This is a genomic window from Atopobium fossor DSM 15642, from assembly GCF_000483125.1.
GTDB classification, from domain to species: domain Bacteria; phylum Actinomycetota; class Coriobacteriia; order Coriobacteriales; family Atopobiaceae; genus Atopobium; species Atopobium fossor.
The window spans coordinates 52,819-79,082 of the sequence record NZ_AXXR01000004.1 but is presented as its reverse complement, the minus strand read 5'-3'; the positions used below and the strand labels follow the sequence as shown (position 1 = coordinate 79,082).

The window sequence follows — 26,264 nt, the reverse complement described above, 5'->3', positions numbered from 1 at the left end:
TATGCCAACAACTTCTGGAACTTCACGGCGTACAACCGAGCTCTTATTGCTTGCTCTTGCCGCCGTTCCTGTAATTTTGCTTTATGCCCTCTATATCCTTAACGCAAGTCTATCGCTCAGTCTTTCAACACTTGCGGTACCTCTTGCTCTATTTGTGGCGTTTACTATTGCACATGTAGCCATTCGTATATATGCACCCGAAGCAGACCCTGCACTATTACCCATTGTCTTTTTATTATCGGGTACTGGTATCACCTTTGTTACACGTCTAGCGCCCAATCTAGCTACCAATCAGCTTATCTGGCTATTTGTCTCCATCGTGGCTATGATTGCCGTGCTCATAGCAGTCCCCAGTCTTGAAGGCTTGAGCAAATATAAATTCACCATTGGCCTTGTAGGCATTGTTCTGTTGCTGCTCCCTATGATTATTGGTACCGAGAAAGGCGGCTCTAAGCTGTGGCTTTCTCTTGGACCTTTTTCATTCCAACCAGGCGAAATTGCCAAGGTTCTTATAGTTGTATTCTTAGCAAGCTATTTTGCCGAGAACCGCGAACTACTAAGTGCCTCTACCAGGCAGATTGGTCCTTTGGCCATCCCACGCCTGCGCATGCTTGCACCCGTATTTATTATGTGGGGCATTAGTCTTTTGGTTGTTGTCTTTGAGCGCGACCTTGGTAGTGCACTGCTCTTTTTCACTATTTTTGTAGTCATGCTCTATGTCACAACAGGACGCATGTCATATGTTCTGGTATCCATACTCTTGCTATCCATTGGTGCCTTTGCTTGTTATCATCTTTTCTCGCACGTACGAATACGTGTAGATATTTGGCTTGACCCCTGGCAAGATCCTTCTGGCAAGGGCCTGCAAATCGTACAGTCTTTATATTCACTGGCAGACGGCGGCATGATTGGTGCGGGTGTTGGTCGTGGCATGCCTGGCCTTATCCCTGTTGTAGAATCCGATTTTATTTTCTCAGCAATTGGTGAGGAAATGGGTCTTTTAGGTGGCTCAGCAATTCTTTTGCTCTATATTCTTTTTGCAGTCCGCGCCTGTGCAACCGCTGCACGTGCAAAATCAGATATGGCAGCCTTTACTACGGTTGGCCTTATTACTTCTTTATCATTCCAGGCATTTTTAATTGTTGCAGGCGTCACTCGTCTTATGCCACTAACGGGAGTGACTCTGCCCTTTATTAGCCAGGGCGGCAGCTCTTTATTATCGAGCTTTATTATTATTGCCCTTATTTTGCGCGCTGGTGATGAAGCCACTGGTCGCAATGAAGAGCTCCAAGGCAGTGGCACCATTAAACAAGCTGGTAAGCGATTTGCTTCCGTAGCTCATGGTAGCCATGTGCGTGGCACGTTTGGTTTACAAACGCCCGAATCTGGCATATTGGGCCGAGTTGCTTTGGGTAACCGCCTTACCCTACTTATTCGTGCCTTTACGCTACTCTTTGCGTTACTTATTGCAAATCTTACATACGTGCAGGTTATTCAGGCATCCAATTACCAAAATAAGCCTGGCAACAACCATACTATTGCTAAAAGCGCCTATGTCCAACGTGGTGCCATTCTTACATCAGACGGTAAAACTCTTGCGGAAAGCGTCAAACAAGATGATGGCACCTATCAGCGCAGCTACCCTGCAGGGACCATGGCAGCTCATACCGTGGGCTATTTATCCACACGCTATGGTGCCACAGGCGTAGAGGCTTCTCTCAACGAAACTCTTACGGGTCATGCAGATTATTCCGATTGGCTGAGCGCTCTTAATTCTTTGTCTGGCGCGCGCGTACCTGGCAATACTGCCGTACTCACCATAGACTCTCGTATCCAGCAAGCGGCAGAAGACGCCTTGTCTGGACGCATTGGCTCCATTGTTATCCTTGATCCCAATACCGGCGCTGTTTTAGCAAGTGCTAGCTCCCCTACCTTTACCTACGAGCAGATTGGTGAACTTATTGCCAACGACAATGGCTCGGGCGCATTACTTAACCGTGCAACCCAAGTACGTTATGCTCCAGGTTCTACCTTTAAGGTAGTCTCACTTGCAGCTGCTTTGGACTCGGGCTATGCTACGCTGGATACCACTATCGAGGCTCCCGCTTCTATGGATATTGGCAATGCTCAGGTTACAAATGACCATGATGTAGACTATGGCACCATTGATTTGCAAAAGGCGCTTACAGTTTCTTCCAACACAGCATTTGGACAGCTGGGAACCAAAATTGGTCCCGATCGCCTTGTTTCTTATGCACAAAGCTTTGGCTTTGAAACCAACTTGGGACAGGACTTCTCGTCTGTCTCGTCCGTTATGCCTGTTCCAGGTGAAATGACACAATGGGAAACGGCCTGGGCAGCCTGTGGACAACCAGTTGGCGAGCATAACAGTCCTGCTGGTCCTCAGTCTACGGTTATGCAAAATGCTGTTATTGCAGCAGCTATTGCACATGACGGTATTGTCGAGAACCCCTACGTAGTCTCCAAGATTTTATCGCCAGAAGGAGCTACTGTTACCAGCACCAGCACGAAGTCCTTGGGCCAGGCTATTTCTTCTGGGACTGCCCAATCTCTTAAGCAAGCTATGTTGGAAGTTGTAACTAGCGGTACTGGTACTGCTGCTCAGGTATCAGGTGTAAAGGTTGCTGGTAAGACCGGCACCGCACAAGTAGGCAATAACAAGATGAACTCTTTGTTTATTGGATTTGCACCATACGACAAGCCCACCATCGCAATCTCCATTTGTGTCGAGGGTGCCAGCAATGAAGACATCGAAGGTCTTGCGGCGCAACTTGCAGGAAAAGTTTTGACGCATGCCCTTCAGGCTCAATCGGAGGGTGCATAACCGTTACACTAGGGGTATATCCCCGCACATGGATTTTGGAATGATACTTTAAACGCACTTAAGCGGGACGGGAGAGAAAATGCCATCAACTGTTCTTGGTGGCCGTTACACGGTCCAAGACAAAATTGGTACGGGCGGCATGGCGATTGTATATCGCGGCCTCGATAACGTACTTGGTAGAACTGTAGCAATCAAGACTATGCTTCCCCAGTATGCAGCAGATCACTCCTTTGCTGCACGTTTTAAGCAGGAGGCACAGGCTGCAGCAGCCTTACAGTCCCCCTATATTGTTGGGGTTTATGACTGGGGCAAAGATGGCGATACCTACTACATCATCATGGAGTACCTACATGGTACTGACCTCAAGAGTGGTATTCGCAAGCATGGCGCTCTGGATTGTCGTAAGGTGGCTCAGATTGGCTCACAGATCTCGCAGGCTTTATCGGTAGCCCACCGTCACGACATTATTCACCGTGATATTAAGCCACAAAACATCATGGTTCAGCCTGATGGCAATATTAAGGTCATGGACTTTGGTATTGCACGCGCTAAGAATAGCCACCTTACTACCGATAATAACGTGCTGGGTACTGCACATTACGTCTCCCCTGAGCAGACACAAGGTAAGATTCTTGGTCCTACCTCTGATATTTACTCACTGGGCATTGTAATGTACGAAGCAGCTACTGGTCGTGTACCTTTTGAGGGCGATGACGCCATTTCCGTTGCGCTCAAGCAGGTTAACGAGCAACCTGTAGCACCAAGCCAGATTAACCCTCGTGTAGATCAGCAGCTTGAAAGCATTATTCTTAAATGCATGCAAAAAGATCCTGCAGCTCGCTTCCAATCTGCAGACGAACTCTCCCGCGTACTGCGTGATTATCTAGCTGGCCGTATGTCTGCTGTTGCAGATGCAACCTCTGTTATGGGCGTTTCGGGCAACACTGGTGATACAACACAAACCATGCACATGGCTACTCCCCTCATTCCTGCTGCCAACCGCCCCAGTGCCAATGGCTCTGGTCGCAACTCCTCTTCTGCCATAGAATCTGCAACCGACCAGGCAGCTAAACGTGCTAAAAAACAACGCAACATTATGCTTATTACCATGGGCGTTATTGTTGCTGCTGCCATTGCTATCTTTGCCGCCTGGCAATTATTTGGCAACCAAGCCTCTCAAATGCAAAAGGTACCCAACCTCCTTAATCTGACTCAGGAGCAGGCAGTACAACAAATCACCAACACTAAGTTTTTTGAAGTTGGTAGCATCAAGGAAGAATACTCAAATAGCGTTGAGCAAGGCAAGGTTATTGACCAAGACCCCAACTCAAGTAAAACTGCTCCTCAGGGCACTAAAATTAACTTAGTAATTTCTAAAGGCGCAGAACCAGCATCTAAGGTTACTGTCCCAGATTTGTCAAACATGACACCCGCAGAAGCAGAAGCTGCTCTAAGTGCAGTTGGCCTCAAAGCTCAAGCAGGAGAATCTGTCCATTCTAACGACATTCAAAATGGACATATTGCTGCACAAACACCTGCTGCTGGTTCCACTGCAAAAGAAGGCGATACGGTAACATACCAAATCTCTCTTGGTGCAGATGAAGTTCCTGTTCCCGCATTACAAGGTGCTACTTTAGAAAATGCTAAGAGTTCTCTTGCAACACTTGGTCTGACTGTTGGAGATGTAAGCTACGACTATAGCAGTTCTGTTCCTTCTGGTTGTATAATTTCTGCCTCTCCAACAGGAAGCGTTCCTAAGGGCACTGCCATTGATCTTAAGGTCTCTAATGGTCCCAAACCCCCCGCTAACACCAACAACAAACCCAATACCTCAAATTCAGACACTACTACTCCTCCGGATACTAAAAAGCCAGGATCTGACTCTAGCAGTCCAAATCCCGATGGCAATTAACGAGTAATTAGTATCTTTTGTTATGCAAAAGGCCGGGCACAAAACCCGGCCTTTTTATTGTAATTGGTGCCCCCGGACGGATTCGAACCGCCGACACCAGGTTTAGGAAACCTGTGCTCTATCCCCTGAGCTACGAGGGCATAATGCAACGCATAAGGTGCATGCACATTCTACATCATGAACACCTGAGATGAGGACTACTTTTTCTTACGACCCTTTGCTTCCTGTTCTGCGATATCTTCCTTAATGATGGAATCAATCTTCTTAGTACTCATCCCACGAACGCGGGAATCTGCTAAATCACGCAGAGGGCGAATACGAATATGGTCATAGACAAACGCAGTAATAATGCCAGCATAGGCAATGACAAGGGTTGCTAAAGAGCCTTTGCCCCAAAGAGTACTAAAATCTGCAGATGCTCCCTTTGGTGACAGATACATTAATGCAAAAGAGATTGCAGTGCTTACTAAACCAACAATAATTAGTGCCCACCACAACTTGCGCTTGCTGCGATATTCTTCATTCTTATTAAGCACAATGTTGGCAGCAGCCACCATACGATCGCGAGCATCATTTTCCTGGCGACGTATCTCTTTACGCTGCTCCTTGCTCAGATTGGCTGTTGAGCTTGATTTCTTATAGGCCTTACCATTGCCTGCGGCAACAACGCGTACGCCAGAAGCAGCTTCACGTGCAGGTTTTGCACGTGCAACAGAACGCTTCATAACGCCACCAGAGCTTTGCTCTTCAGCCTCAGCTGGCTTCTCGGTCTTTACAGAAGCAGCACGGGATTTCTCGAACTCTTCACGAGCACCTTGCAATGTATCACGCCAAGACATGTGACTCCTTCATGGGAACAAACTTTTGACCCGTAATAATTTCGTAAGCTTCCTGATAACGGGTTGATGTACCCTCAAGCACCTCGGCTGGCAGATGGGGAGCATTGCCAGTCATATCCCAGTTTGCCTTAAGCCAGTCGCGAACATACTGCTTGTCATAGCTGGGCTGAACCTTACCAGGTTCATAGCCATCCGCAGGCCAGAAACGACTGGAATCCGGAGTAAGAGCTTCATCAATAAGTGTGAGCTTACCATCAATGATGCCAAACTCAAACTTAGTATCTGCAATTATAATGCCACGAGTTGCCGCATACTCCGCTGCAGCCTTATAAATTGCCAAAGAAGCATCGCGGATTTGTGCTGCCAAGTCCTCACCAATGATTTCGCAGCAGCGCTCAAACGAGATATTCTCATCATGATCACCCAGCTCTGCCTTGGTTGAAGGCGTAAAAAGAGGCTCGGGCAACTGAGATGCTTCAGTTAAACCATCTGGCAACTTAATACCGCAAACGGTACCATCCTCATCATAGGTTTTCTTACCAGAGCCAGTAAGATACCCTCGTACAATACACTCAACAGGAATGGTTGTTGCCTTGCGCACCAGCATGGCACGACCATTAAGGTATTCCGCATATTGACCGTATTCTGCTGGAAACTCTGTAGTATCCATTGTTACTAAATGGTTGGGAATAAGCTTGGCAAACTTGTTAAACCAAAAAGCAGATATACGCGTAAGAATTTCTCCTTTAAAGGGAATCTCATCGGGAAGAATAAAGTCAAAAGCACTAATACGGTCACTTGCCACCATAAGCAAAGTATCGCCACAATCATAAATGTCGCGAACCTTACCGTGAGAGTCGGGACGCATGTCCATAGTTGACATTTGCCATCTCCTTACGCGCTATACGCATTGATTATTGATAAGCCCGGTCGAGCCTACTCGTCTATTGTAGCGGACGAAAGTTCAGAAGGACGATACTCTCGCGGAAGATGTAACGTAAATGTAGTACCCTTACCCAGTTCTGACTCCACCGAGATATAACCATGGTGCCTATCTGCAATTTCCTTAGTAACTGCCATGCCAACACCAAGCCCGCCCGAGACACGCTCACGACTTGCATCAGAACGCCAAAAACGACTAAAGACACGAGATAAATCTTCTTTTGCAATGCCAATACCAGTATCAGAAACAGCAATCCATACATCGTTGCGATCTTGACCAACTTCCACCACAACCCATCCACCCTCGGGTGTATAGCGCATAGCATTGGACATAAAGTTAATAACCGCTTGATTTATCATGTCTCGGTCAATCTCGGCATACACTTCTTCCTTAGGTGCGTCTGTTACAAAGCGCAGTCGCAATTCCTTATCGGCAAAAAGCTGCTCCTGACTCGAAACAATACCGCGTACCAAACCAACCAACTCGGTTTTAGTGGGATTCATCTTTGCGGTACCATTTTCCATACGCGATAGAGTAAGCATGGCACTAACTAGACGAGAAAGACGTCGAGTTTCAGATGCTAGGGTTTCAAGACGCTCATCATCACGAGGTAAAACACCATCCTGCATAGCCTCTACCGTTGCCAGCATAGCCATAAGAGGAGTGCGCAGCTCATGAGCAACGTCGTTGGTAAGACGGCGCTCCAACTGCAGGTCTTTCTCGAGGGAGGTAGCCATATCATCAAAGGTCTCTCCCAGTTGACCAATCTCATCTTTACCAGTAAGACCACTGCGTGCAGAAAGCTCCCCATTCCGAATCAAGCGCGCGGTAGAAGTAATCCTGCGAATAGGCTCTGCAAAGCCACGAGAAATAATGTAGCCAATAACGCTCGCGATAAGCACCGCAATGATGGCAGCCAGGCCAATTGCCATATATGAGTGCGTCCGGAAGTCTGCGTCATTTTTGGTAAGGAAGGTATCCGAGCCATTAACCCAAATGCGAACCTCGCCCACCATGACCTTATCGGAGGTAATAATATCGGCCGAAACTATACTGTTGCCATCTTTTGAATTAAGTGCGGGTACAGCAGAACCTTTGCGACCAACCTTGTCACTCAAATAGATAATCAGGCCGTCCTTGTTAAGAACCTGCACACCCACGTCAGTAGAATAACCAACGGTAGTTCCTACCGATGATAAAACATCATGTGTCCAAATACCGCCCGCAGCTTCATACTCTTGCGCCAATACGTGAGCAGTAGAAGCAGCAACGCGCTCCATATTGGCACGCGCATAGCGTTGAAACTGTGCTTCCCACACAATGCCCAACACAACGAGCAGCACCAAAACGCTCATGATTGCAGTTGCCGAGAAGCCCAAGGTCAAACGCGTACCAAAGGTATCACGTGTATTTTGGCCGTGGCGGGTTGTTTTCCAAGCAGCCTTGTTAGAGTCAGAAAAGGACTCGCCCATATTTTGTTGGCGAGTCCTTTTACCTATTACAAAATTAGCCATGCACTACTTCTCGTCTGTGGTTTCGGCTTCCTTGTTGCCACCTTCAAAACGGTAACCTACACCGTGAACAGTGTATAGCCAGCGAGGAGAACGAGGATCATCGCCCAGCTTGGCGCGAAGGTTCTTTACGTGAGAGTCAATCGTGCGCTCATAACCCTCAAAGTCGTATCCCAAGACCTTCTCGACAAGCTCCATACGGGTGTATACACGTCCTGGATAACGCGCTAAGGTGGTGAGCAGCTTAAACTCAGAAGCAGTCAAATCAATCTCGACAGCCTCTACGGTTACCTTGTGACCAGAAATATCAATTACCAAGCTGCCGAAATCTAGTACCTCTACCTGAGGCTCTGCTTCCGCATGCGCACGACGTAGCAACGCACGAACGCGAGCTACCAGCTCACGAGGAGAGAAAGGCTTAATCAGATAGTCATCTGCACCAAGCTCAAGACCAACAATACGGTCCTCTACCTCACCCTTTGCTGTAAGCATAATAATGGGCACATCCGAAGTATCACGAATGGCGTGGCACACGCGCTCACCCGACAGCTTAGGAAGCATAAGATCCAGGATAATAAGATCAAAACTATGCTTCTCGAACTCTTCCATGGCGGACTGTCCATCGCCTACACCACGAACCCAGTAGCCCTCACGCTCAAGGTAAGCTGCAACAGCGTCACGAATTGGCTTCTCATCTTCTACAAGCAAAATCTTTTTTACATCCGAAGACATGTTGGTCTCCTCTTATATTTCGTTTAGGTACATAAAGTCCACTATAGAGTTACATTCTAACGCAGGTTTAATAGTTTTTCACCTACTACAGCGCAAAAGACCTAACCAAAACGGCAGATGGATAGCCTGTACCCTTATCTTTTACCGTAGAATAGGTCACAAATTCCTTAGTGACACCATCGCGAGCGGGATATTCTCCGTAGTCAAGCGCACGATCATTCGCACCTAGAATCGCATACGTTTTTGCTGTGATATCTACTACGAAATATGAAGATTTGCTCTTTATGATGTATACACCTGCTTCCGTACCACATACTACAGCAGCCGGCTCACGCATGAGAGCAATAAACCCATCGGAGCTATTCCCAATATAGGTGCCCATCTTACCCAGCAAGCCACCAGAGTTATAGTTTGCCTCAATAGAAATAACAAATTTGTCACCAATGCGAGTGGCATAAAACGGCTTTACTCCCACAGGCAAAACAAGTTGATCCACCTGGGAAGATAGGTCGTTGTTCAAATCATACGTGGTTACACCATAAAGCGTGCCCTGCTTGGAGCTTACACGCGGAGCTAATGTAATGGTAGAACCGGAAACAGAAGGAGCCATACCAAAACGACCTGGACTTTCCACCACAGCCGTTGCCTGCGAATCATCCAACTTCCACAAGTAGCCATTAGAGTTTTCTGTACGGTGCTTACCATTTGCAGAGGGCATAACCTGCCAAAATACTTTTGAACCAGACACCGCCATTTGGGGTGGATCATAGGAGTCGTCCGCTTCCCACAACTTAGATGCGTTGCCAGAAAGCACCCCACCCTCAAACTTTGATGCATATAGCACCCAGGCACGCGTAATGAGATTGAGTTCAACCCAAGCGTACGCACTGTCCGAGCAGGCCACATCATATACAACCCAACCAGAACCCTCACTTGTGATGCATTTAGAAACTACATCGCTCATCATTCCAGAAGCTGTCGAGAAAACCGACCCCTTAATAGGATGCATCGCTGTGTCGCCGGTTGCCAGCACAGGAAGATAGCTTCCCTCACCTGTATGGAGTACGGTTCCTAGTGGTAAAGACCACATACCCATCTGCTCATATGGCAAGTCAACCTGTTTATACTCGTCCAAGATGCTGGTTGCCGCATTATCATCCAACACGGTAGGTGTCTTGTTTTTATTATTTGCTGGATTTTTACAGCCAGCCAACGCATTAAGGGTAACAGCCACCACTCCCGTAGCAGCCGTTCCCTTCAAGAAACTACGACGAGAAACTCCGGAATACTTTTTGGTCATGCTAATCCTCAAAGCTTAGATGCTCAAGGCGATCAAACACCACATCCACCCGGGTGAGGAAGGACTTAGGATCAAAAATGCTATCTAATTCCTCACGGCTAAGGCTACAACGTTCATCTGCCTCGAGTTTCTCGCGAAATGTAGTGCCAAGCTCACATTGCTGAATCTCACGCCACGTAGACATCGCATTTTCCTGGACAATTTTGTAAGCATCTTCACGCGTAATACCCGTATCTACCAGATGCAACAAAACCTTAGACGAGAAAATCAAACCACGCGTTTTGTTGAGATTAGCCATCATCTGAGCAGGATACAGTACCAATCCATCAACAATGCGGATAAGGCAGCTAAACATATGATCCAACGCAATAAAGCTATCTGCTTGAGCCACGCGCTCCGCAGAACTATGAGAAATGTCGCGCTCGTGCCACAACGCTACGTTGTCAAAAGCTACCTGAGCATTTGATTTTACAATGCGAGAAAGTCCACAGACCTTCTCGACCGTAATGGGATTACGTTTATGAGGCATGGCGGAAGATCCTTTTTGCCCTTTACGGAAAGGTTCCTCCGCTTCAAGTGTATCTGTTTTTTGAAGGTTGCGAATTTCTGTTGCAATGCGCTCACAGGTAGCAGCTACCGTTGCTAAAACACCAGCTAAATAGGCATGATGATCACGCGAGATAACCTGCGTAGACAAAGGATCATACGAAAGACCCAGATGCTCACACACATACTCCTCTACACGAGGATCAATGCTTGAATATGTTCCTACCGCACCAGAAATTGCACCAAAAGCAACATTTTTACGAGCATCAATCAGGCGGTTAAGATCGCGATACAACTCCCACGCCCACGAGCCAAACTTCATACCAAACGTCATAGGTTCGGCGTGAATGCCATGCGTGCGGCCCACACATAACGTTTCGCGTTCCTCAAATGCGCGGCGTTTGCAAATAGCGCCTAACTTACGACAATCCTTAATGAGAATGTCGGTTGCTTGTACCAATTGATAGCACAAAGCAGTATCACCCAAATCTGAACTGGTCATACCATAATGAATCCAACGACTTGGTTTTGGATGCTCTTCGGGAACTTCCGCATCAATGTAGGAGCCCATATTGGTAAGAAACGCAATAACGTCGTGATTGGTTACTGCTTCAATATCGTCTACCTCGTCCTTATTAAATTTTGCATGATTACGAATCCATGCCGCTTCTTCGCACGTGATACCAGACTCGCCCAGTTGTGCATGAGCCTCACAAGCCAGCACCTCGATTTCTTGCCAAATAGCATATTTATTTTCGAGCGTAAAAACATATCCCATTTGAGGGCGAGTATAGCGATCAATCATGCGTTGTCCTTTCAAGGCGAACTGCAAGGTAGAATGCATTTTGATTTTACCCCGAGCTGAGAATGCCTTAAAACCTCATTGCAGGACTACATCGAATTCATGGTGTATACGAATATCAATTTTAAGATTACCTTACCATTCAGCCATAACAAATTACCTTATAACCGAACTACATTACATTTTTTTGACAAGGGAATACTTTTTATTTACTGTCGGTTATAGGATTAGTTTTGTTCTTATTGATACATCAGTAGCAGTAAAGATATGAATGCTCTTTGATTGTAATAAAGATAAAATGAGGTGATGGTATGGAGCACCGCACGCATGAGGGCGCTTTCACGGGCCACGTAAAGACCATCTATGCTATAGGAACGTGTATTGCTCTATTTACTTCCACGCTGTATCTCTTTCTCACGCCCTCATTTATAGGAAATATTATTACGTATTCAATTCTTAGTTGTGACTGTCTCCTTGATATTTATCTTTGGAGAAAATACTTACCCGAACAAAAGGGCACCTTGATGCTTCACATTGCTGGTTTTCTTCTCTTTTTCCTTTTTATGGTTACCAGCCGCCCATAGAGACATTTATGTATATTCATATCTAATCATTGGGATGTCGAAATACTAAAATGAAAGGCAAAGTTATCCACACAGGCGCCAGAGTTGCATCGATACTCACGGCTCTCTTGGTACTTATTTTCTTTACGCGCATAGTACCAGTTTCCGATGGTGTGCGTGGTTTTATCTGGAACTGTCATGAAATAAACCCCAGGAACCATAGATTCCTGGGGTTTCTCATCAAAAAGTGGTGGGCCGTGTGGGGGTCGAACCCACGACCTTGGGATTAAAAGTCCCCTGCTCTACCAACTGAGCTAACGGCCCAATACATTGTGCTCGCCTATTTTAACACGCTTAGCCGTTCCATGCCCAGGTTCCATTAATAAATACAGGAACTTCCTCACCTTTGGCGGTAATGCCTGTAATAGTTAAGTCATCAGAACCAATCATAAAGTCAACGTGAGTATGAGATTTATTGACGCCTACCTCTAATAACTCTTCAGAAGTCATTTCTAGACCACCTTCATAACACTCGGGAAATCCAGTGCCAATAGCAAGGTGACAAGAAGCATTTTCGTCATAAAGGGTGTTGTAAAAAAGTACGCCGCTCTGGCGAATAGGAGTAAATTTAGAAATCAAAGCGCACTCGCCCAGGTATTTGGCACCGTCATCGGTATCCAAAATACTCTTCAGAACATCTGCTCCTTCTGCAGCACCAAAATCTACAACACGACCTTCTTTAAACTCAAACCAAAAATCGCGAATGGTTACGCCATTCCGCACCAATGGCAATGCCGAGAAAACCTTGCCATTGGTACGCATGCGATCGGGTGTGGTAAAGACTTCCTCAGTAGGAATGTTAGGGAAGAAATGTATTCCAGAAGTGGTAATAGCTGCGCCACCTTCCCAGATATGCTTCTTGGTAAGGCCAAGAGTAAAGTTGGTGCCATTGGAAGAACTGTAACGCAACTGATCAAACTTGTACTTGTTGAGCAATTCAAGATTCTTGTTAAAGTTAGCGTTGTGCTCTTCCCAATTCTTATGAGGATCTCCTTCATAAGAGCGAGATACCGATAAAATAACCTCCCACATCTTAACCATAGCCTCGTCTTCAGAAACACCAGGAAATACAGTAGTGGCCCAAGCTTTTACAGGAACACCGCCAATACACCAAACATTACGACCAAAATCCATACCATCGCGGAAAGATTTACACTGAGAGTTGCGAGCTAAAGATGCTGCGGCTGGTTTTGCTGGATCAATGCCGGCAAGAGCCATAGGATCTGCACCATCAATAAACAAAAAAGATGCGCCCTTCTCGGCAAGTGAATTAAGCTGCTCGCGCTTCCAAGAAGGCACTGTCTCAAAATAAGAAACGGGACAGTTGAGATACTCCAAGCGGGCGGTAGGCTCATCTCCCCAAATCATAGTTACATGACCAGCACCTGCAGCATATGCCTGCTCTACAACCAAACGACCAAACTCATAAGCTTCTACGGGACACTGAATCACAAGCTCTTGACCATGCTGAATTGCAGCACCATCTTCTACCAGCAGCTTTGCGTATGCAACAATTGCCTCATGTAATTCAGCCATGCGGCTTGCACATGCTTGTTTTGTCATAGCCATAGGGATATTCCTCTCGTATTGGAAATATAGGCACATATTACACGGCGAACAAGCTTGCGTCATCATCGCTTGTTTGTTCACTCAAGCAAAACGTCAACGCGTCGCGGATATAACAAGCAAGTCTGTTTACATCAGTAACTTCATTTGCCTCAAAAACAAGTAATCGGCGCCAAAATGGCAAGTTGCGAGCCATAAAACAGGAATACAACCAAAGATGTGTAACTGTCATGATAGGCAAGCCACGCTTAAGGTACCAGCCTGTAGTAGTTGCAACACCATGCTCTGCTAAAAACCCTTTAACTTCAGAATTTGAGTCCAGCGGAAAGTCTGGAACAACGTAACCCTCATGGCGAGCAACCGCCCACACTACCTCATCTGCCTTGGAATAAAACGAGAGATCTTCACCACCAATTTCTAGTGCAAGATTCATAAGTGCCTCAACAGAAACGGTGCTGGGCAATTCGTATGTTCCATCTGAAGTGCAATACGAGTCTAGTAGGGTTATGAGGTGCTTGGCCATGGGTGTCATCACACGAGCCATACAACCTCCCAACAACAAAAACAAAGCCCCAAAAAACGGGGCTCATTAAGCTCTCTTGGAGCGGGCAACGGGATTCGAACCCGCGCATGACGGCTTGGGAAGCCGTTGCCTTACCACTTGGCGATGCCCGCACATAGAGCGATTCTATCACACGACATATTTTTGGGAAGAGGAAGGTTGTTTGTAGTTGTTGGATTCGTGTTAGAAGCATTCTCTAGCATTTGGCTTCCATCAATTTTGTAGAGGAGAAGCCTATGTGTACCACGCCTCACCATATCAAAATTCCTAAGAGAAGGACATTTTCTGGCATTACTCAAAGAGCTATGTCCCTTTGCTTATGTCTACTTTTAACAGGCGGTATGGTTGTTCCACTCTCGCCTACTCGGTGTAGCACACTCGCGCTGGCAAAGGAATCTTCTGTGAACAAAGAAGTTTCTGTAACCCAAAAGCCAATTTATCCACAAACAGAAGAGTATCTTGCCCATCATATAGACAAAGCTTTGTTGCAGAACGCTGCTACTGATCACAGTTCCAAAGACGAGTCAAACCATCAGTCTGATCAGAACGCTAATCACTTAGCTCCCCTTGCTGGGCTACACAAACTTTTCTTGCGCGGAGTGGAACGTATGCGTTTTACTGGCACAACGCTAAACAGACCTCCTCTCAAAGACTCTGGTCATACCATGACAATTAAGTACACCTTGGCTGATGCCTCTGTTTTAGCTAAGGATGCCACCTTGGACACCATATGGTCCAATGCTCAAACGGCACGTGACACCATTGTTGGTCAATACGAATCTATTGCGCATCTATTTGATGCTTCCAATGATTACTACGTCGCATTTATTGATGCTACCAAACTTACACGCAGCGGCGTTGTCAAAGACGCAACATTTGCTACAGACGATACATCAGGCACGCTTATTCACGGTGTAGTTTTTGATAAGTCAGCTGGCATTGCCTATATTCCAAAATCACTTTTTACCAATAAAAAGGGCCAGGAGATTGCCTTTGGCATACAAGCACAACTTTTGGTGGGCATAGAACTCAATAGTGACTTGCAAACACGATTTCAAGCACGTGTAACTAGCAAGCGTGTGGGTATTGAGCCCTTAAAAGAAACTCAAATCATTACAGTAGACTCCCTAGAAAACACCGTAACTATTCCGCTTGTTTCCAAACATCAAGCCGAAAAAATTTCTCTTGCAGACTTAGTTGTTTATACAGACAGCAATTCATCACCATATAAGCTCAGTACTCAGGAGGGTGCATTTTATGACAAGAACACCGGTAAACTTACGCTAGCACTCTCCCCCTTTGCTCAACCATCTATTACCGTCCAAATTACTAGTAAAAGTGCCATCAACACCTTAGTTGATACCTTTATGCCCGCAACGCCCGCATATGGCTTTGCTCGTATTTCTCATCCAGATGAGATGGCCATGTGGCCTTGGGGAAAATTTGACTCCATTGACCTTTCCAAGATACAAGTTGGTGATAAATACGAGTTTCAAACCTCTATTTCCTATGATGATGCCTACTTCCGCGCGTTTGCAACCCAATGTGCACCCTATATTTACGCATGGACTAACAATACCGTAGGTTATAAGGGAGAAGAATCTACCGAAGTCCTTATCGATAAACTCCTTTCTGGAGCAACCTGGGATGATATGGATTCGCATCTTGCTAAGCTCTCCGACGCCGATGGGCATGCCATTAAGTTGGTTGATGATGTTGCTTTTGCTCTGGGTCTTCCTTGGGGACATTCTAAATATTCTGCTTGGGATTTTAATGGTCTTCGCGCCAACGATCCTCACACCGATCAGGCAAGGGGCTCTGGTGTGATACCCATGCTCTGTGGACATGTAAAACAACCAAAAAATGTTGTAAAACCAGGCACTTACTCAGAATGTACAGCCATGCTACGCGTACTTGCTAAAAAGGAAACCGGTGACACACCTTATGTTGTGCTTGGATTTGTAAGTCCGCAGGTAACAACCCAATCTGGTGTTGCAGTTGTAAAGTTTGGCGTACTCCAACCCAAAATAAAAACTGAGCTTACTGAAGACACTACTCACAGTCACACTATTGCCCAACTAGATATGCAAGAAACTTCCGAATCAATCTCACTAACAGATCATGTTTCTTATTCTGGTTTAGTTAAAGACGCACAATATACACTCAAGGCATCGTTAGTTGATAAAACTACTGGACATGAACTTAACAACTCACTTGGAGTTGTTACCTGTACAGAAAAATTTACTCCAAAAGAATCGTCTGGTGGACTTGATCTACATTTCTCTATCGATAAGCTCGATGAACTACCTAACCAGCTTGTTTCTTATGTCTCCCTCTTTGACTCCAGTGGAAAAGAAGTTGTAAAACATCATGACCTTAATAACCAACAACAAACGCTCTGGCATCCAATCATCACTACTCATTTGGAATGTGATACAACACAAGAACAAATATTGGGCTTAGAAACGACACAAAAACTTACTGATAAAACAAGTATTACTGGTTTGGTTCCAAATACAAAGTATGTACTCAAGAGCGAACTCGTTGATATTTTTGAAGAAACCCCCGCCATACTTGCTGAACAAAGCTATGAATTCACGGCACAAGACACAAACCTTGAGCATGTTGTTGCTTTTGAGATAGACAGACAGTCCGTTAAGGGAAATAGACTTGTTGCTCAAACCCGGCTTTATGAAGGCGATAGATGTGTTGTTGAGCATACAAGTCTAAACAATAGTCAGCAGACGGTTTTAGCACCAACCATCAAAACAGAACTCGCCAATAAACAAACCTCAGACAAAACAGTAGCTGCATTTCCATTAGAACTGATTGACACCGTATCGTATGCAGGACTTATACCTGGCAAACAATACAAGATGGTGGGCACACTCATGGACAAACAGACTCAGGAGCCTTTGACGTTAGATAGTCAGAACCCTCTAGTGACAGAGGTGGAATTTACCCCAGAAGCGCCTGATGGTGTAGTAGAAGTTCCCTTCACAATACACCAGCAACCCAATACAGATTTACATATCGTTGCATTTGAGAAACTCTATCTGGGCGAGGTTGAGCTTGCTAATCATGAAGACTTTGATGATGAGGGCCAAAGCTTCTTAATTCCAAAGCCGCCAACACCTCCACAACCAGAAACACCTCCAAAAAAGTTTTGGGGTAAGAAAATTAAGCTTCCTAAAACAGGAGACCTATTGAGTGTTGGATTTATCGTTAGTCTTGCTGTTGGTGGCTGGCTGACCTTAGGTGGTTCAAGGGCTTTTAAGCACCATAAAAATCTATAGGTAGCCATATAAAACGTCAAAGCCCCAGATAGCAAACCGCTATCTGGGGCTAGAACAAGCAGGTTCTAACTATAGTATTTCTAGAATGCCTATGAACGACGAATAAGTTCACAAATCAAAGTAGAAACATCCTTAATCTGCCTTGGATCCACTTCTTCAATTACGTCATCTGCGGTATGAGACAAAGCAGGCAAACCTTTTTCATCCACACCCGCAAGGGTGACGGAGCGCATGGAAGAGCGCATAGCCTTAGTGGCATCTGTATCGCCCCAACGATGCGTTGTCTTAGCTAAATCAATGTGCAAATCATTAGCTGTTGTAGTAAGTAGACGTGCCAAACGACGGTCTGCACGGCGATTATTGTAAGCCCCTTCATTGGTATACATAGTTAATTGGCCAGCACCAATACTATCCAGATTAATAACAAAGGAACCACGACATGACCTGCGATAATCCTGTAAGAAAGCAGTCATTCCTGCATGATCAAGCGCAGAAGAACCTAAGGCAACAAGCCAAATATCATGACTAAGCAGTTCGTCATCAGACATAGACAAAACAGCATCGCGAAGTTCCTCGTCCGTAGGAACGCTCTTTTCTTCGTGTTGCTCCTCGGACTCAGCAGAGTTCTCGTTAGCATCTCCCTCAATTACCTGGAATAAAGAGTTGCGCGTTGCTCCACCCTTCCAAGGTGTTTCGGGATTGTCTGAGTCAGTGGACTTAGATTCTTCATCAGTAGTATCAAAGTTGTCCCAAGAACCAATCTTGTTACCATCCGTCTTGGCATTGAAGTCTTCGTTGACTCCCAAAAAATCCGACAAGGAATCATCGTTTTGCCTCTTTTTGCCAAAAAGACGTAGTTTTTTGCGGGTAGAAATCTTGCTCGCAGGATGCATTACATCAGCACTAAGCTTAGATACCGCAGGAATAACGGGATTTGGCGCCGATACGTCCTCTACCAAAGACAGCGCAGGAGCCTCATTGCTGGTCTTTACTGTTGTATCCACCACCACTTCATCATCCTGAACCATAATATGTTCATTGATTACGCCTTCAGGACTAAGAGGATCAACCTCCGCATGGGAAGGATCGGGAAGATCAAATAGAGAAACTCGACGAGCAAGGTTAACTTGTTCATCTGCACTCAAATCAGGAAGTTCAGTTGTCCGAGAAGGAGAGGTTGTATTTTGAGCGATGGTCTCTTGATCAAGCGCAGGAGCCAAAATGGTGTCCTCAGCAGTAGTGTCTACCACAGAGTTTTCTTCTGTTAGTACTTCTTCTGCCTGATGAGAATTATCTTCAACAGCTTCCACCATAGGAACGTCTGATGGTGCAGGATGGTGCATTTTGCTGGAGGCAAAATCCTTAACACGAGAGAAGAAATCTGTTATTGCAACAGGAATCTCTAAACGAGTAGTTTTACCCGCATCTTGATTAGGCTGCTCATAGCCATCTGCAATTCCATCATCAGACAAAAGTTCTTCATTACCCCCTGCACTCTTCGCCATAGCATCTGTCACAAAGGCGGCAGAGGTGGAATTAGCCTCGGGAGTTACATACTCAATAATCTTGGGTTCAACATACTCTACTTCACAAGAAGCAGGAACTATGCCTAGTTTACGAAGCACTTCTTCCCCATGACGAGCGCCTATTACTTCTTCATAGCGAGGCTGAGGCTCTGGTACAGAAGTATTTTCATCAACAGAAAGATTCGTTTCTGCTTCATCTAAAGAAGTATCCTCTGCCTTTTGGAAGGCATTGGACTTCTCTTCTTCGGTAGGGTGAATGGTTGCAGCAATATCAAAAAGAGCAGCAATGGAAGACTTGTTGTCGTTTGCGCCAGTTGTGCAACCCAGATGATGTTCGGCCAATTTTGCCACGCCCACACAGCAGGGAGCAATACCAGCAAGAATACCAACAACCCAAAGTAAAGCACGGAAACTTCCGAGCATTGCAAAGGGTTGGAAGATTACGCAAAAAGCAACAATAGGTACACTCCATACTGCCGCAATACGAATGTAAGGTTGTGCCTTTGCAATAGCAGGATTAAACAGGAAATTTTCGTAAGGCGTATCGTAATGAGCAACAATCACAATAGGTCGATTCCCCTTAGAGACCAAGGGACCAGATGCACGGTGTACACCAACAACGTTTTGACTCTTTGCAGGAGGAGTACGACGTGTAAAGATATCCTTGCCCATAGTATCCATAATGAGCAACGCAGCTGCTGCCAGAGTCATAAACATTGCAATAACGGATAGAAGCGTATTGCCAATATGTGAAAGCAGAATACCCACAAGCAAAATTACCTGCATGATTGCCCTAATGTTAGGAGCTGCTGCAGAAGCATCAAACTCTTGAACCGTAGTTTCTAAACCACGAGACAAAAAGAAGGCTTCAATATTCTTTGCCTCTTGCAATTCCTCCTGGCTGTTGGCAGGAGCGATGGGCGTCTGCTGATCGAGATACTCGAGATACCTATTAGTTCTGGTCGGCATAAAAGTTTTCCTTTGGACCTACTCATTGCATTTTGATAGTCACGCTAAGAGTATACGTCCTAAATTAATCCACCGCATTTGAAGAATGGTTTATTGGCCAATTTAAGCCGTTATAAGGAAAATTTTCCTTAATCTCTACGCCTTTTTTGAGCCTCCGGCTGCCAAACCTTGATAATTACGAACTTTTTCATCGGTTACAGCAAGCTTCTCGGCAATCTCTTTATAGGCATCGAGCGACTTCTTAAGTGCACTGTCATAAGGCTCACTCAAGAATGCATCAGGCGTTTCTGGTAGTTGTTTTGCCAAATCTGCTACGGCTGCTTCACGCTTGTTATAGTCCTCAATGCTTGCCTGCGCCTTATCAAATTCACCAAATGCAATATGCGTATCTGCATCCAGTAGCGCTTGAATGGCATCCTTGCGAGCTGTTAGATAGTTGGTATATACAGAATAATCGGTTTGAGAAAATGCCTGTTCAGCATTATTTTCAAAACCTTGAGCTGCAGTGATATCCTCCATGGCAGACTTATCAAAACCAATGGGAATATTGGCATCATCTACAGAAGACTCTTCTTTTGCTAAAGATTTTGCATACTCCGCTGCAGCTTCTACGGATTTCTCAACATGAGAGTCTGCAGAAACGGCTTTTTCCATTGCCTGAGTAAGGAAAGTTTTAGCATCAAGAACGCCAATATCCACCGTAAGAACTTCGCTACCCGCATCAATAAGCTTGCGGCGCTGATCAATAGAGTCCTGTAAAGCCTGAACAACGGTGCGTTCATCATCAGTCATAAACTCATTTAGGGATTTAGCATTATTTACATGAGCTTGAGCTTCATCCAAAGAAGAAGTGCTTTTTTTGGCATCATCTCTAATTTTAGTAAGTTCTTCGCTTGTCTTAACTCCCAAATCAGAACTGATAGTGTTGTTGAGTGGAACAATAGCAGCGTCACTCTTAGAAACAGAACTAATAGCTGCAGCAATCTGCTCTTTAGCCTGAGCAGCTCCCGTTAGATGACGCCAAATCAAATAACCTGCACTGCCAAGAATTACCAAGGCAATAAGGCTTGCACCAATCTTAATGGCAAGGGGGATTTTTTTCTGATCGCGACGAGGCGTAGGAGATTTAGAAGTAGAGCCATCCACAAAAGAATCTTGAGCTTTTGAGTTTTTAGACGACGAGTCACTAGCAGTTGCCATATGACGCGATGTTTGACTACTCATGCAACAAGCTCCGCTCTTCTCTATGTTGAATTGTGACAGTAATACCATGAATTATCTAATACTATCAGGGATATACCTGTATCGGAAATCGATAAATTTGTTGGGAGGGTTTGTGAGTAATCAAATAGATTTGTTTGCAGATGATGACTTTGGTGCTCCTTTGACCAAGCGAGAGCAAATGGCTGAGCGGATAACCTCACTTGCAGTGCTGTTTATGGGTGCTTCATCGCCCCTCACGCTTACACAAGTGATGTCTGCTTTATACTCGCACCTCTCACAATCTGCTGCCGAGAAAGCTTTTAAGCGCGACCGAGATTATTTGGAGCAGTGTGGAATTTCTATCACTTCTGTACGAGATGAAAACTTGGGCGACGTCTATGTATTAGATGAAAACATTACATTTGCCAATGCTTCTTCCCTCACTCATGAGGATGCAACTATTATTCAATCTGTATGCACCCCCTATCTTGAGCAGCCCGGCTTTCCCTACCAAGAAGACTTGCGTATGGCGCTCGCAAAAATCAGTCAAGCCTTTAATCAAGACACAAAGTTTGTCATGTCATCAACTAGCGATGTGTCTGCTGCGACTGTTCAAACATCTCTCATGAGTTCCATACTTCATGATTGTTTTGCTAAGCGCCTTGCATGCCAAATTTCTTACTGTAATGCTGCGGGCAGGCCAAGTACTCGAAAAATTGCTCCCTTTGGCCTCTTTTCCTCGCGTGGTATGTCTTATTTTGTTGCTGCACCAATGCTATCTGGTGGCCCTAACCTCAAAGACATCCGCATTTTTAGAGAAGACCGTTTAAAAGACATAGTCCCTTTATCTATTAGGTATGAAATTCCATCTAACTTCTCTGTAAAAAACTATATACGGCTTCCTTTTCAATACGGAGACACGCTTGTGAATGCTCAACTTTTTGTCCCCAATGAAGCAGAACAGGAAGCTTTAGCGGAGCAACTGCGTGGGTCTTACAGCAATTTTAATCAACAAAGCCACACAATAACTTTGTCCTTTAATCCAAACTATGTTCACGAGGCAGCTCGATGGGTAATCGCACATGGTTTTAGACCTAAAGACCCAGCACTTTTGATAGAAGCCTATATTGATCTTCTTAAGGGGGCAGCACACCATGACAAATAAGTCAAAGCGTGGGCCTAAGAGTGGGCAAACAACTATTAAACAACTCACGGTTTTGCTTGCCGCACTGGCTCAATCCAACGAGCCAATCCAAGCACAAAGTGCTGCCGCAAAGCTCAATATTAGCTATGAAGAAGCTCAACGGCTTATGGATATGCTGGTAGATGTTGCAGGAGATGAGGCTTCCTATCTCCCCCTTGCGTTTGGAGAGAATGACGATGAATTAGAGTTTATCTCTCCCACCACCTCGATAAAGCCTCTACGCCTTACAAAAGCTGAGTCAATTGCACTTTTAGTAGCCTTGCAAACCAGTGGCTTTAAGAGTAGCGATCCATTATTTCAAATCATTCAAAATAGCTATATACAACCAACAATAGACACGCAAGAAATAACACGAACCGTTGTAAATACCAGCATACTTGGAAGCTCCACGGTACTTCTTGATTGCATACGTGCACTTATAAATAACCAACAGCTCGAGTTTGTATATGTATCGCAGCACAGCAATACAACAAAACTGCGTCTAGTGCATCCCCTTAGTCTATATGTACAAGATGGATATGCTTATTTGAAAGCCTATGAATATACGAGCAAGCAACTCCGTACATTTAGGCTTGATCGAATGAGTGAGATACATAACATTAAGACGCCTAAGCTCCATGAACAAGGTAATGAAGCTGGTGAGAAGACCATCCCCATAAGTCAACAAGACTGTAGGATGATTGCAAATCAGACTGAAGCAAATTCTGCAAATAGTGTAGCTATTACTTTACTGGATCCCTCTCTTGAAGAAACCTACCCCTGGCACGCGATAAAGCGAACTCAGCTTATTAATAAAAATATCCAACTAATAATCCCCAATTATGGTTCAAGCTGGCTTATTCGTCATCTTGCTGCCTGCGGAGACCAAGTTCAGATTGAAGATCCACAGCTTGCAAAGAAGGTCTCGGACTATGCCCAAGACCTTCTTAATGATCTTGCTTCGACACCTTAGTTTTGTGACTTGCGCCACAGCTCAATATAGCGACCAATGTGCTCTGCTTCCAAAGCCGTGTAATTGTTCGTAGGCAAACTGTATAAGAACTGTTTTCCGTATCCCTTAGTCATAAGACGAGGGTCTGCCAGCACCAGCACTCCTACATCTGTTGAACTACGAATAAGCCTACCAGCAGCCTGTTTAACAGAAATGACCGCTTCTGGCAGCGAATGCTTCCACCAAGAACGCTCTTCTCGAACATCTCGTTCTTTAGAAAGCGGATCGTTGGGGTTTGCAAAAGGTAACTTGGGGATGACCACGCAGCGCAATGTATCACCCACTGCATCAAAACCTTCCCAAAACGCCTTTAATGCGAATAAAGACATAGACGTTTGTGATAAAAACTTATTGCTCAGCTGCTTAGTTGCCAAACCCCTTTCTTGCATAGAGAGACTAAGACCTTCAGCTGCCAAGCGCGGATGAAGACCTTCATACACGCGCTCCATTTCACGACGGTTGGTAAACAAGGTAAGAACTGATCCACCCATCGCCTTGTGTACATCAAACAATAGATCCTCAAGCGAACTTATATAGTTTGGATCGTTGGGCTGTGGTAAATCACGTGCAACCAATACACGCATGTTGTTGTCATAATCAAAACTTGAACTCAGTCGCACGTCTTTATGTTTAGTAACGGGCAAACCATCCACACCGACCGAATGATTAAAGTGCTTAAAGTCATTTCCTACCGCAATGGTAGCAGAGGTAAAAACAGTACTCATGGTCTCTGGTAGCCACTTCTCTGCAAGCTCAGTACCAATGTCAAGTTTCTCGGCCAAAAGTGCTTCGTTGATAAGACCACCGCGACCACGTATAACACGCGCAGAATATACGTAACTGGCATCCTCACCAGCAACAATAAGCTTCAGTCCCTCCAGAAGCTCTGTTAAACTACGCAAATCACTAGATAACTCTGCCTGTGGTTTCTGAATTGTCTCAGCAATTTTTGTTTGAGCCTCAAGCACCAGCTTTAATGCCTCATCCAAGGCACGAATGGCTGGCTGAGCAGCTTCTACAACCGCTTGCCACGAATCACTTTTGCGAAGCTGCTGACTAATCCAAATGGTCTGTGTATCATAGCCGCGCGAATAATTATGCTCCTTACAAAAATCTGCAACTGCCGAGAAAACCTCACTTGTTGCAATGGATGCGCGAGTACATGCAGAAGCAGCTTTAGTAAGTAAACCACTTATCAGTGTAGAGCCTTCCACCCCAGCAGCTTGAACAAGTAATTCATGTATTGCGCCTGTACGCGTACCACCAATGCTTTCAAATGCTGTTTTTGCCACGTAACCAGAAACCTCCACCGCCCATTGATGACGAGCTTCATCTTCCAACGAGTGAGCCTCATCGATAATCCAGTGACGGATAGGCGGCAAAATGTTGCCTTCAGCAGCAACATTACGCAACAGCAAAGAATGATTTGTAACCACCACGTCTGCAGAAGCCGCCCTGCGACGAGCACCATGCACAAAACACAGCTTGGGAAAGAAGGGACACTTATTATGAACACATTCCTCTGAAGTGGTGGTAAGCAAAGAGCGTGGAACGCTGCGCCATTTAATGCCTAACGAGTCCAAATCGCCAGAGGGTGACTGGCATGAATAGGCCAGCGTTACTGCAATGGCAGTTAACTGATCTTGAGCTACTGTTGCTGCAGAACGCATGTTTGTATCGACCTCTTGAACAGGTAGCTCCATATAGGTTGCTAACAAAGCTTTGCGCAAGCAGGGGTAGTGTTCATATCCTTTGAGAGCAAAATAACGAACCTGCTGGTCAAGCACAGAACTTAGTGCAGGAAGCTCATGAGAAACCAATTGATCTGTAAGCGCGTTTGTCTTTGTAGCCACACCCACAGTAATCTGATTACGCTGAGCAAATATAATACTTGGCAACAAATAAGCCATGGACTTACCAACACCTGTACCTGCCTCTATGGAGCGTGAAGTATCAGATGCTTGGGCTTCTCGAACTTCTTGTGCCATCTGTAGCTGCTCCGGGCGCAGCTCAAAGGCTTCATACATCTGAGAAACACAGCCAGACTTGCTAAATGCCTCGTCAATCTGCTTTGCAGTAACCGGATTGAGCGACTGAGTAAGTTGCGCAGCATCTGTACGCACAGACAAATCATCTGCTAAAAGCTCGCGCCGAATTTGTTCAAGCAAAAACGGAACCTCGCCCTGCAAACGAGCTAGGTAGCCAAATATGGGCCTGAACTGCCAATTAACATCCTCGTGCATATCTGCTAATGTACGCAACAATCCTGGGCCTAGGTTAAGTAATCCACAGAGAATCACAGGCCAGACACCAGCAAGTGCTACTACGTCATCAATGGCACGGTGCGATACCGCCGCACATCCAAACATTTGTGCCAAATCTGCAAGCTTATGAGAAGACAGACGAGGTAAGGCGATACGACTCAACGCAAGTGTATCAATCCAGGTATCGCTAACCAGCTTTCCGCCTCTGACCTTTTCAATAAAAGTGCGATCAAAGGTAGCGTTATGGGCAAGCACAGGCATGCCGCCCACAAAATCTGCCAATGCGCTAACTGCATCCTCTGCGCAAGGCGCGTCTGCCACATCAGCATGAGAAATATGCGTAAGCTTCGTAATTTCTTCTGGAATAAGTGAGTTTGGATGCACAAAGGTCTGAAAAGTATTGGTAATCTGGCCATTCTCAATATGTGCAGCAGCAATTTCTATAAGTTCGCACTTTTTAAACGATAAGCCCGTTGTCTCTGTATCTAAAACAATAAAGTCATCTACTAGCAATCCAAGATCTTGCTGCTCTGCTTGCTCACACAATCCAGCGTATGTCTGTGCAATAGCATCAGGTGTGTCGGGCAGCAAAAACTGCTCGATCAGTGTGGAGCTTGTTTGTTGTGTCAT

Annotated in this window: 16 protein-coding genes and 3 tRNA genes; 5 read left to right on the top strand and 14 right to left on the bottom strand. The window is 45.4% G+C overall.

Translation table 11 applies throughout. The features are described 5' to 3' along the window. Position 1: 1 nt before the first annotated feature. Positions 2-2,845, top strand: coding sequence for an FtsW/RodA/SpoVE family cell cycle protein (locus G469_RS0102050; protein ID WP_028263627.1), 2,844 nt, complete (start codon positions 2-4; stop codon positions 2,843-2,845). A gap of 79 nt (positions 2,846-2,924) precedes the next feature. Further along, the gene (gene pknB / locus G469_RS0102045) at positions 2,925-4,757 is read left to right on the top strand and encodes a Stk1 family PASTA domain-containing Ser/Thr kinase (protein WP_028263626.1); all 1,833 of its coding nucleotides are present in this window, start codon (positions 2,925-2,927) and stop codon (positions 4,755-4,757) included. A 64-nt stretch (positions 4,758-4,821) separates the two neighbouring features. Here pknB and G469_RS0102040 read toward each other — a convergent pair. The 11 genes from G469_RS0102040 to G469_RS0101985 all read right to left on the bottom strand — a co-directional run bounded on the left by G469_RS0102040 (position 4,822) and on the right by G469_RS0101985 (position 14,294). Further along, positions 4,822-4,897 (bottom strand) — tRNA-Arg (locus G469_RS0102040). 57 nt (positions 4,898-4,954) lie between these two features. Next, complete coding sequence (locus G469_RS0102035) at positions 4,955-5,596, bottom strand: hypothetical protein (protein ID WP_028263625.1); 642 nt, start codon at positions 5,594-5,596, stop codon at positions 4,955-4,957. Next, the gene (locus G469_RS0102030) at positions 5,583-6,479 is read right to left on the bottom strand and encodes a phosphoribosylaminoimidazolesuccinocarboxamide synthase (RefSeq protein WP_028263624.1); all 897 of its coding nucleotides are present in this window, start codon (positions 6,477-6,479) and stop codon (positions 5,583-5,585) included. The genes G469_RS0102035 and G469_RS0102030 overlap by 14 nt, the downstream gene beginning before the upstream one ends. Before the next feature lie 53 nt (positions 6,480-6,532). Then, positions 6,533-8,053 carry a sensor histidine kinase gene (locus G469_RS0102025; RefSeq protein ID WP_028263623.1) on the bottom strand — a complete coding sequence of 507 codons (1,521 nt, stop codon included), beginning with the start codon at positions 8,051-8,053 and terminating at the stop codon, positions 6,533-6,535. A gap of 3 nt (positions 8,054-8,056) precedes the next feature. Next, complete coding sequence (locus G469_RS0102020) at positions 8,057-8,782, bottom strand: response regulator transcription factor (protein WP_028263622.1); 726 nt, start codon at positions 8,780-8,782, stop codon at positions 8,057-8,059. A gap of 85 nt (positions 8,783-8,867) precedes the next feature. Next, on the bottom strand, positions 8,868-10,082 hold the full coding sequence (locus G469_RS0102015) for a twin-arginine translocation signal domain-containing protein (protein WP_028263621.1): 1,215 nt from the start codon (positions 10,080-10,082) through the stop codon (positions 8,868-8,870). 1 nt (position 10,083) lies between these two features. Beyond that, the gene (gene purB, locus G469_RS0102010; RefSeq protein WP_028263620.1) at positions 10,084-11,433 is read right to left on the bottom strand and encodes an adenylosuccinate lyase; all 1,350 of its coding nucleotides are present in this window, start codon (positions 11,431-11,433) and stop codon (positions 10,084-10,086) included. 808 nt (positions 11,434-12,241) lie between these two features. Then, positions 12,242-12,317 (bottom strand) — tRNA-Lys (locus tag G469_RS0102000). Between the two features lie 30 nt (positions 12,318-12,347). Continuing rightward, a complete protein-coding gene (locus G469_RS0101995; protein ID WP_028263618.1) occupies positions 12,348-13,622 on the bottom strand; it encodes an aminopeptidase in 1,275 nt (424 codons plus the stop codon). A gap of 37 nt (positions 13,623-13,659) precedes the next feature. Beyond that, positions 13,660-14,163, bottom strand: coding sequence for a hypothetical protein (locus G469_RS0101990; RefSeq protein ID WP_028263617.1), 504 nt, complete (start codon positions 14,161-14,163; stop codon positions 13,660-13,662). Positions 14,164-14,219: 56 nt separating this feature from the next. Next, positions 14,220-14,294: transfer RNA gene (locus G469_RS0101985), tRNA-Gly, on the bottom strand. Between the two features lie 288 nt (positions 14,295-14,582). Between G469_RS0101985 and G469_RS0101980 the strand changes: the two genes are divergently transcribed. Continuing rightward, positions 14,583-17,477: a VaFE repeat-containing surface-anchored protein gene (locus G469_RS0101980; RefSeq protein ID WP_028263616.1), complete on the top strand. Its 2,895-nt coding sequence runs from the start codon at positions 14,583-14,585 to the stop codon at positions 17,475-17,477. Between the two features lie 89 nt (positions 17,478-17,566). On the opposite strand, the gene G469_RS0101975 is transcribed toward G469_RS0101980, so the two are convergent. After that, positions 17,567-19,972, bottom strand: a complete 2,406-nt coding sequence (locus G469_RS0101975) for a M28 family peptidase (protein ID WP_028263615.1) — start codon at positions 19,970-19,972, stop codon at positions 17,567-17,569. A 135-nt stretch (positions 19,973-20,107) separates the two neighbouring features. After that, complete coding sequence (locus tag G469_RS0101970) at positions 20,108-21,196, bottom strand: hypothetical protein (RefSeq protein ID WP_028263614.1); 1,089 nt, start codon at positions 21,194-21,196, stop codon at positions 20,108-20,110. Between the two features lie 112 nt (positions 21,197-21,308). On the opposite strand from G469_RS0101970, the gene G469_RS0101965 reads away from it, so the two are divergent. Together G469_RS0101965 and G469_RS0101960 are read left to right on the top strand one after the other, a co-directional pair. After that, positions 21,309-22,340 (top strand): helix-turn-helix transcriptional regulator, encoded by a 1,032-nt coding sequence (locus G469_RS0101965; protein ID WP_028263613.1) that lies wholly within the window; start codon positions 21,309-21,311, stop codon positions 22,338-22,340. After that, positions 22,330-23,331, top strand: coding sequence for a helix-turn-helix transcriptional regulator (locus G469_RS0101960; RefSeq protein ID WP_028263612.1), 1,002 nt, complete (start codon positions 22,330-22,332; stop codon positions 23,329-23,331). The genes G469_RS0101965 and G469_RS0101960 overlap by 11 nt, the downstream gene beginning before the upstream one ends. Here G469_RS0101960 and G469_RS0101955 read toward each other — a convergent pair. Continuing rightward, a complete protein-coding gene (locus G469_RS0101955) occupies positions 23,328-26,264 on the bottom strand; it encodes a helicase C-terminal domain-containing protein (RefSeq protein ID WP_028263611.1) in 2,937 nt (978 codons plus the stop codon). The two genes, G469_RS0101960 and G469_RS0101955, sit on opposite strands and share 4 nt — an antisense overlap.

Bases quoted from the DNA above. Each gene is read 5' to 3' on its own strand.
- G469_RS0102020 (WP_028263622.1), bottom strand. From the start codon at position 8,782: ATGTCTTCGGATGTAAAAAAGATTTTGCTTGTAGAAGATGAGAAGCCA.
- G469_RS0102050 (WP_028263627.1), top strand. From the start codon at position 2: ATGCCAACAACTTCTGGAACTTCACGGCGTACAACCGAGCTCTTATTG.
- G469_RS0102030 (WP_028263624.1), bottom strand. From the start codon at position 6,479: ATGTCAACTATGGACATGCGTCCCGACTCTCACGGTAAGGTTCGCGAC.
- G469_RS0101975 (WP_028263615.1), bottom strand. From the start codon at position 19,972: ATGCCGACCAGAACTAATAGGTATCTCGAGTATCTCGATCAGCAGACG.
- G469_RS0102035 (WP_028263625.1), bottom strand. From the start codon at position 5,596: ATGTCTTGGCGTGATACATTGCAAGGTGCTCGTGAAGAGTTCGAGAAA.
- G469_RS0101990 (WP_028263617.1), bottom strand. From the start codon at position 14,163: ATGGCTCGTGTGATGACACCCATGGCCAAGCACCTCATAACCCTACTA.
- G469_RS0101995 (WP_028263618.1), bottom strand. From the start codon at position 13,622: ATGGCTATGACAAAACAAGCATGTGCAAGCCGCATGGCTGAATTACAT.
- purB (WP_028263620.1), bottom strand. From the start codon at position 11,433: ATGATTGATCGCTATACTCGCCCTCAAATGGGATATGTTTTTACGCTC.
- G469_RS0102025 (WP_028263623.1), bottom strand. From the start codon at position 8,053: ATGGCTAATTTTGTAATAGGTAAAAGGACTCGCCAACAAAATATGGGC.
- G469_RS0101970 (WP_028263614.1), bottom strand. From the start codon at position 21,196: ATGAGTAGTCAAACATCGCGTCATATGGCAACTGCTAGTGACTCGTCG.
- G469_RS0101955 (WP_028263611.1), bottom strand. From the start codon at position 26,264: ATGACACAACAAACAAGCTCCACACTGATCGAGCAGTTTTTGCTGCCC.
- pknB (WP_028263626.1), top strand. From the start codon at position 2,925: ATGCCATCAACTGTTCTTGGTGGCCGTTACACGGTCCAAGACAAAATT.
- G469_RS0101960 (WP_028263612.1), top strand. From the start codon at position 22,330: ATGACAAATAAGTCAAAGCGTGGGCCTAAGAGTGGGCAAACAACTATT.
- G469_RS0102015 (WP_028263621.1), bottom strand. From the start codon at position 10,082: ATGACCAAAAAGTATTCCGGAGTTTCTCGTCGTAGTTTCTTGAAGGGA.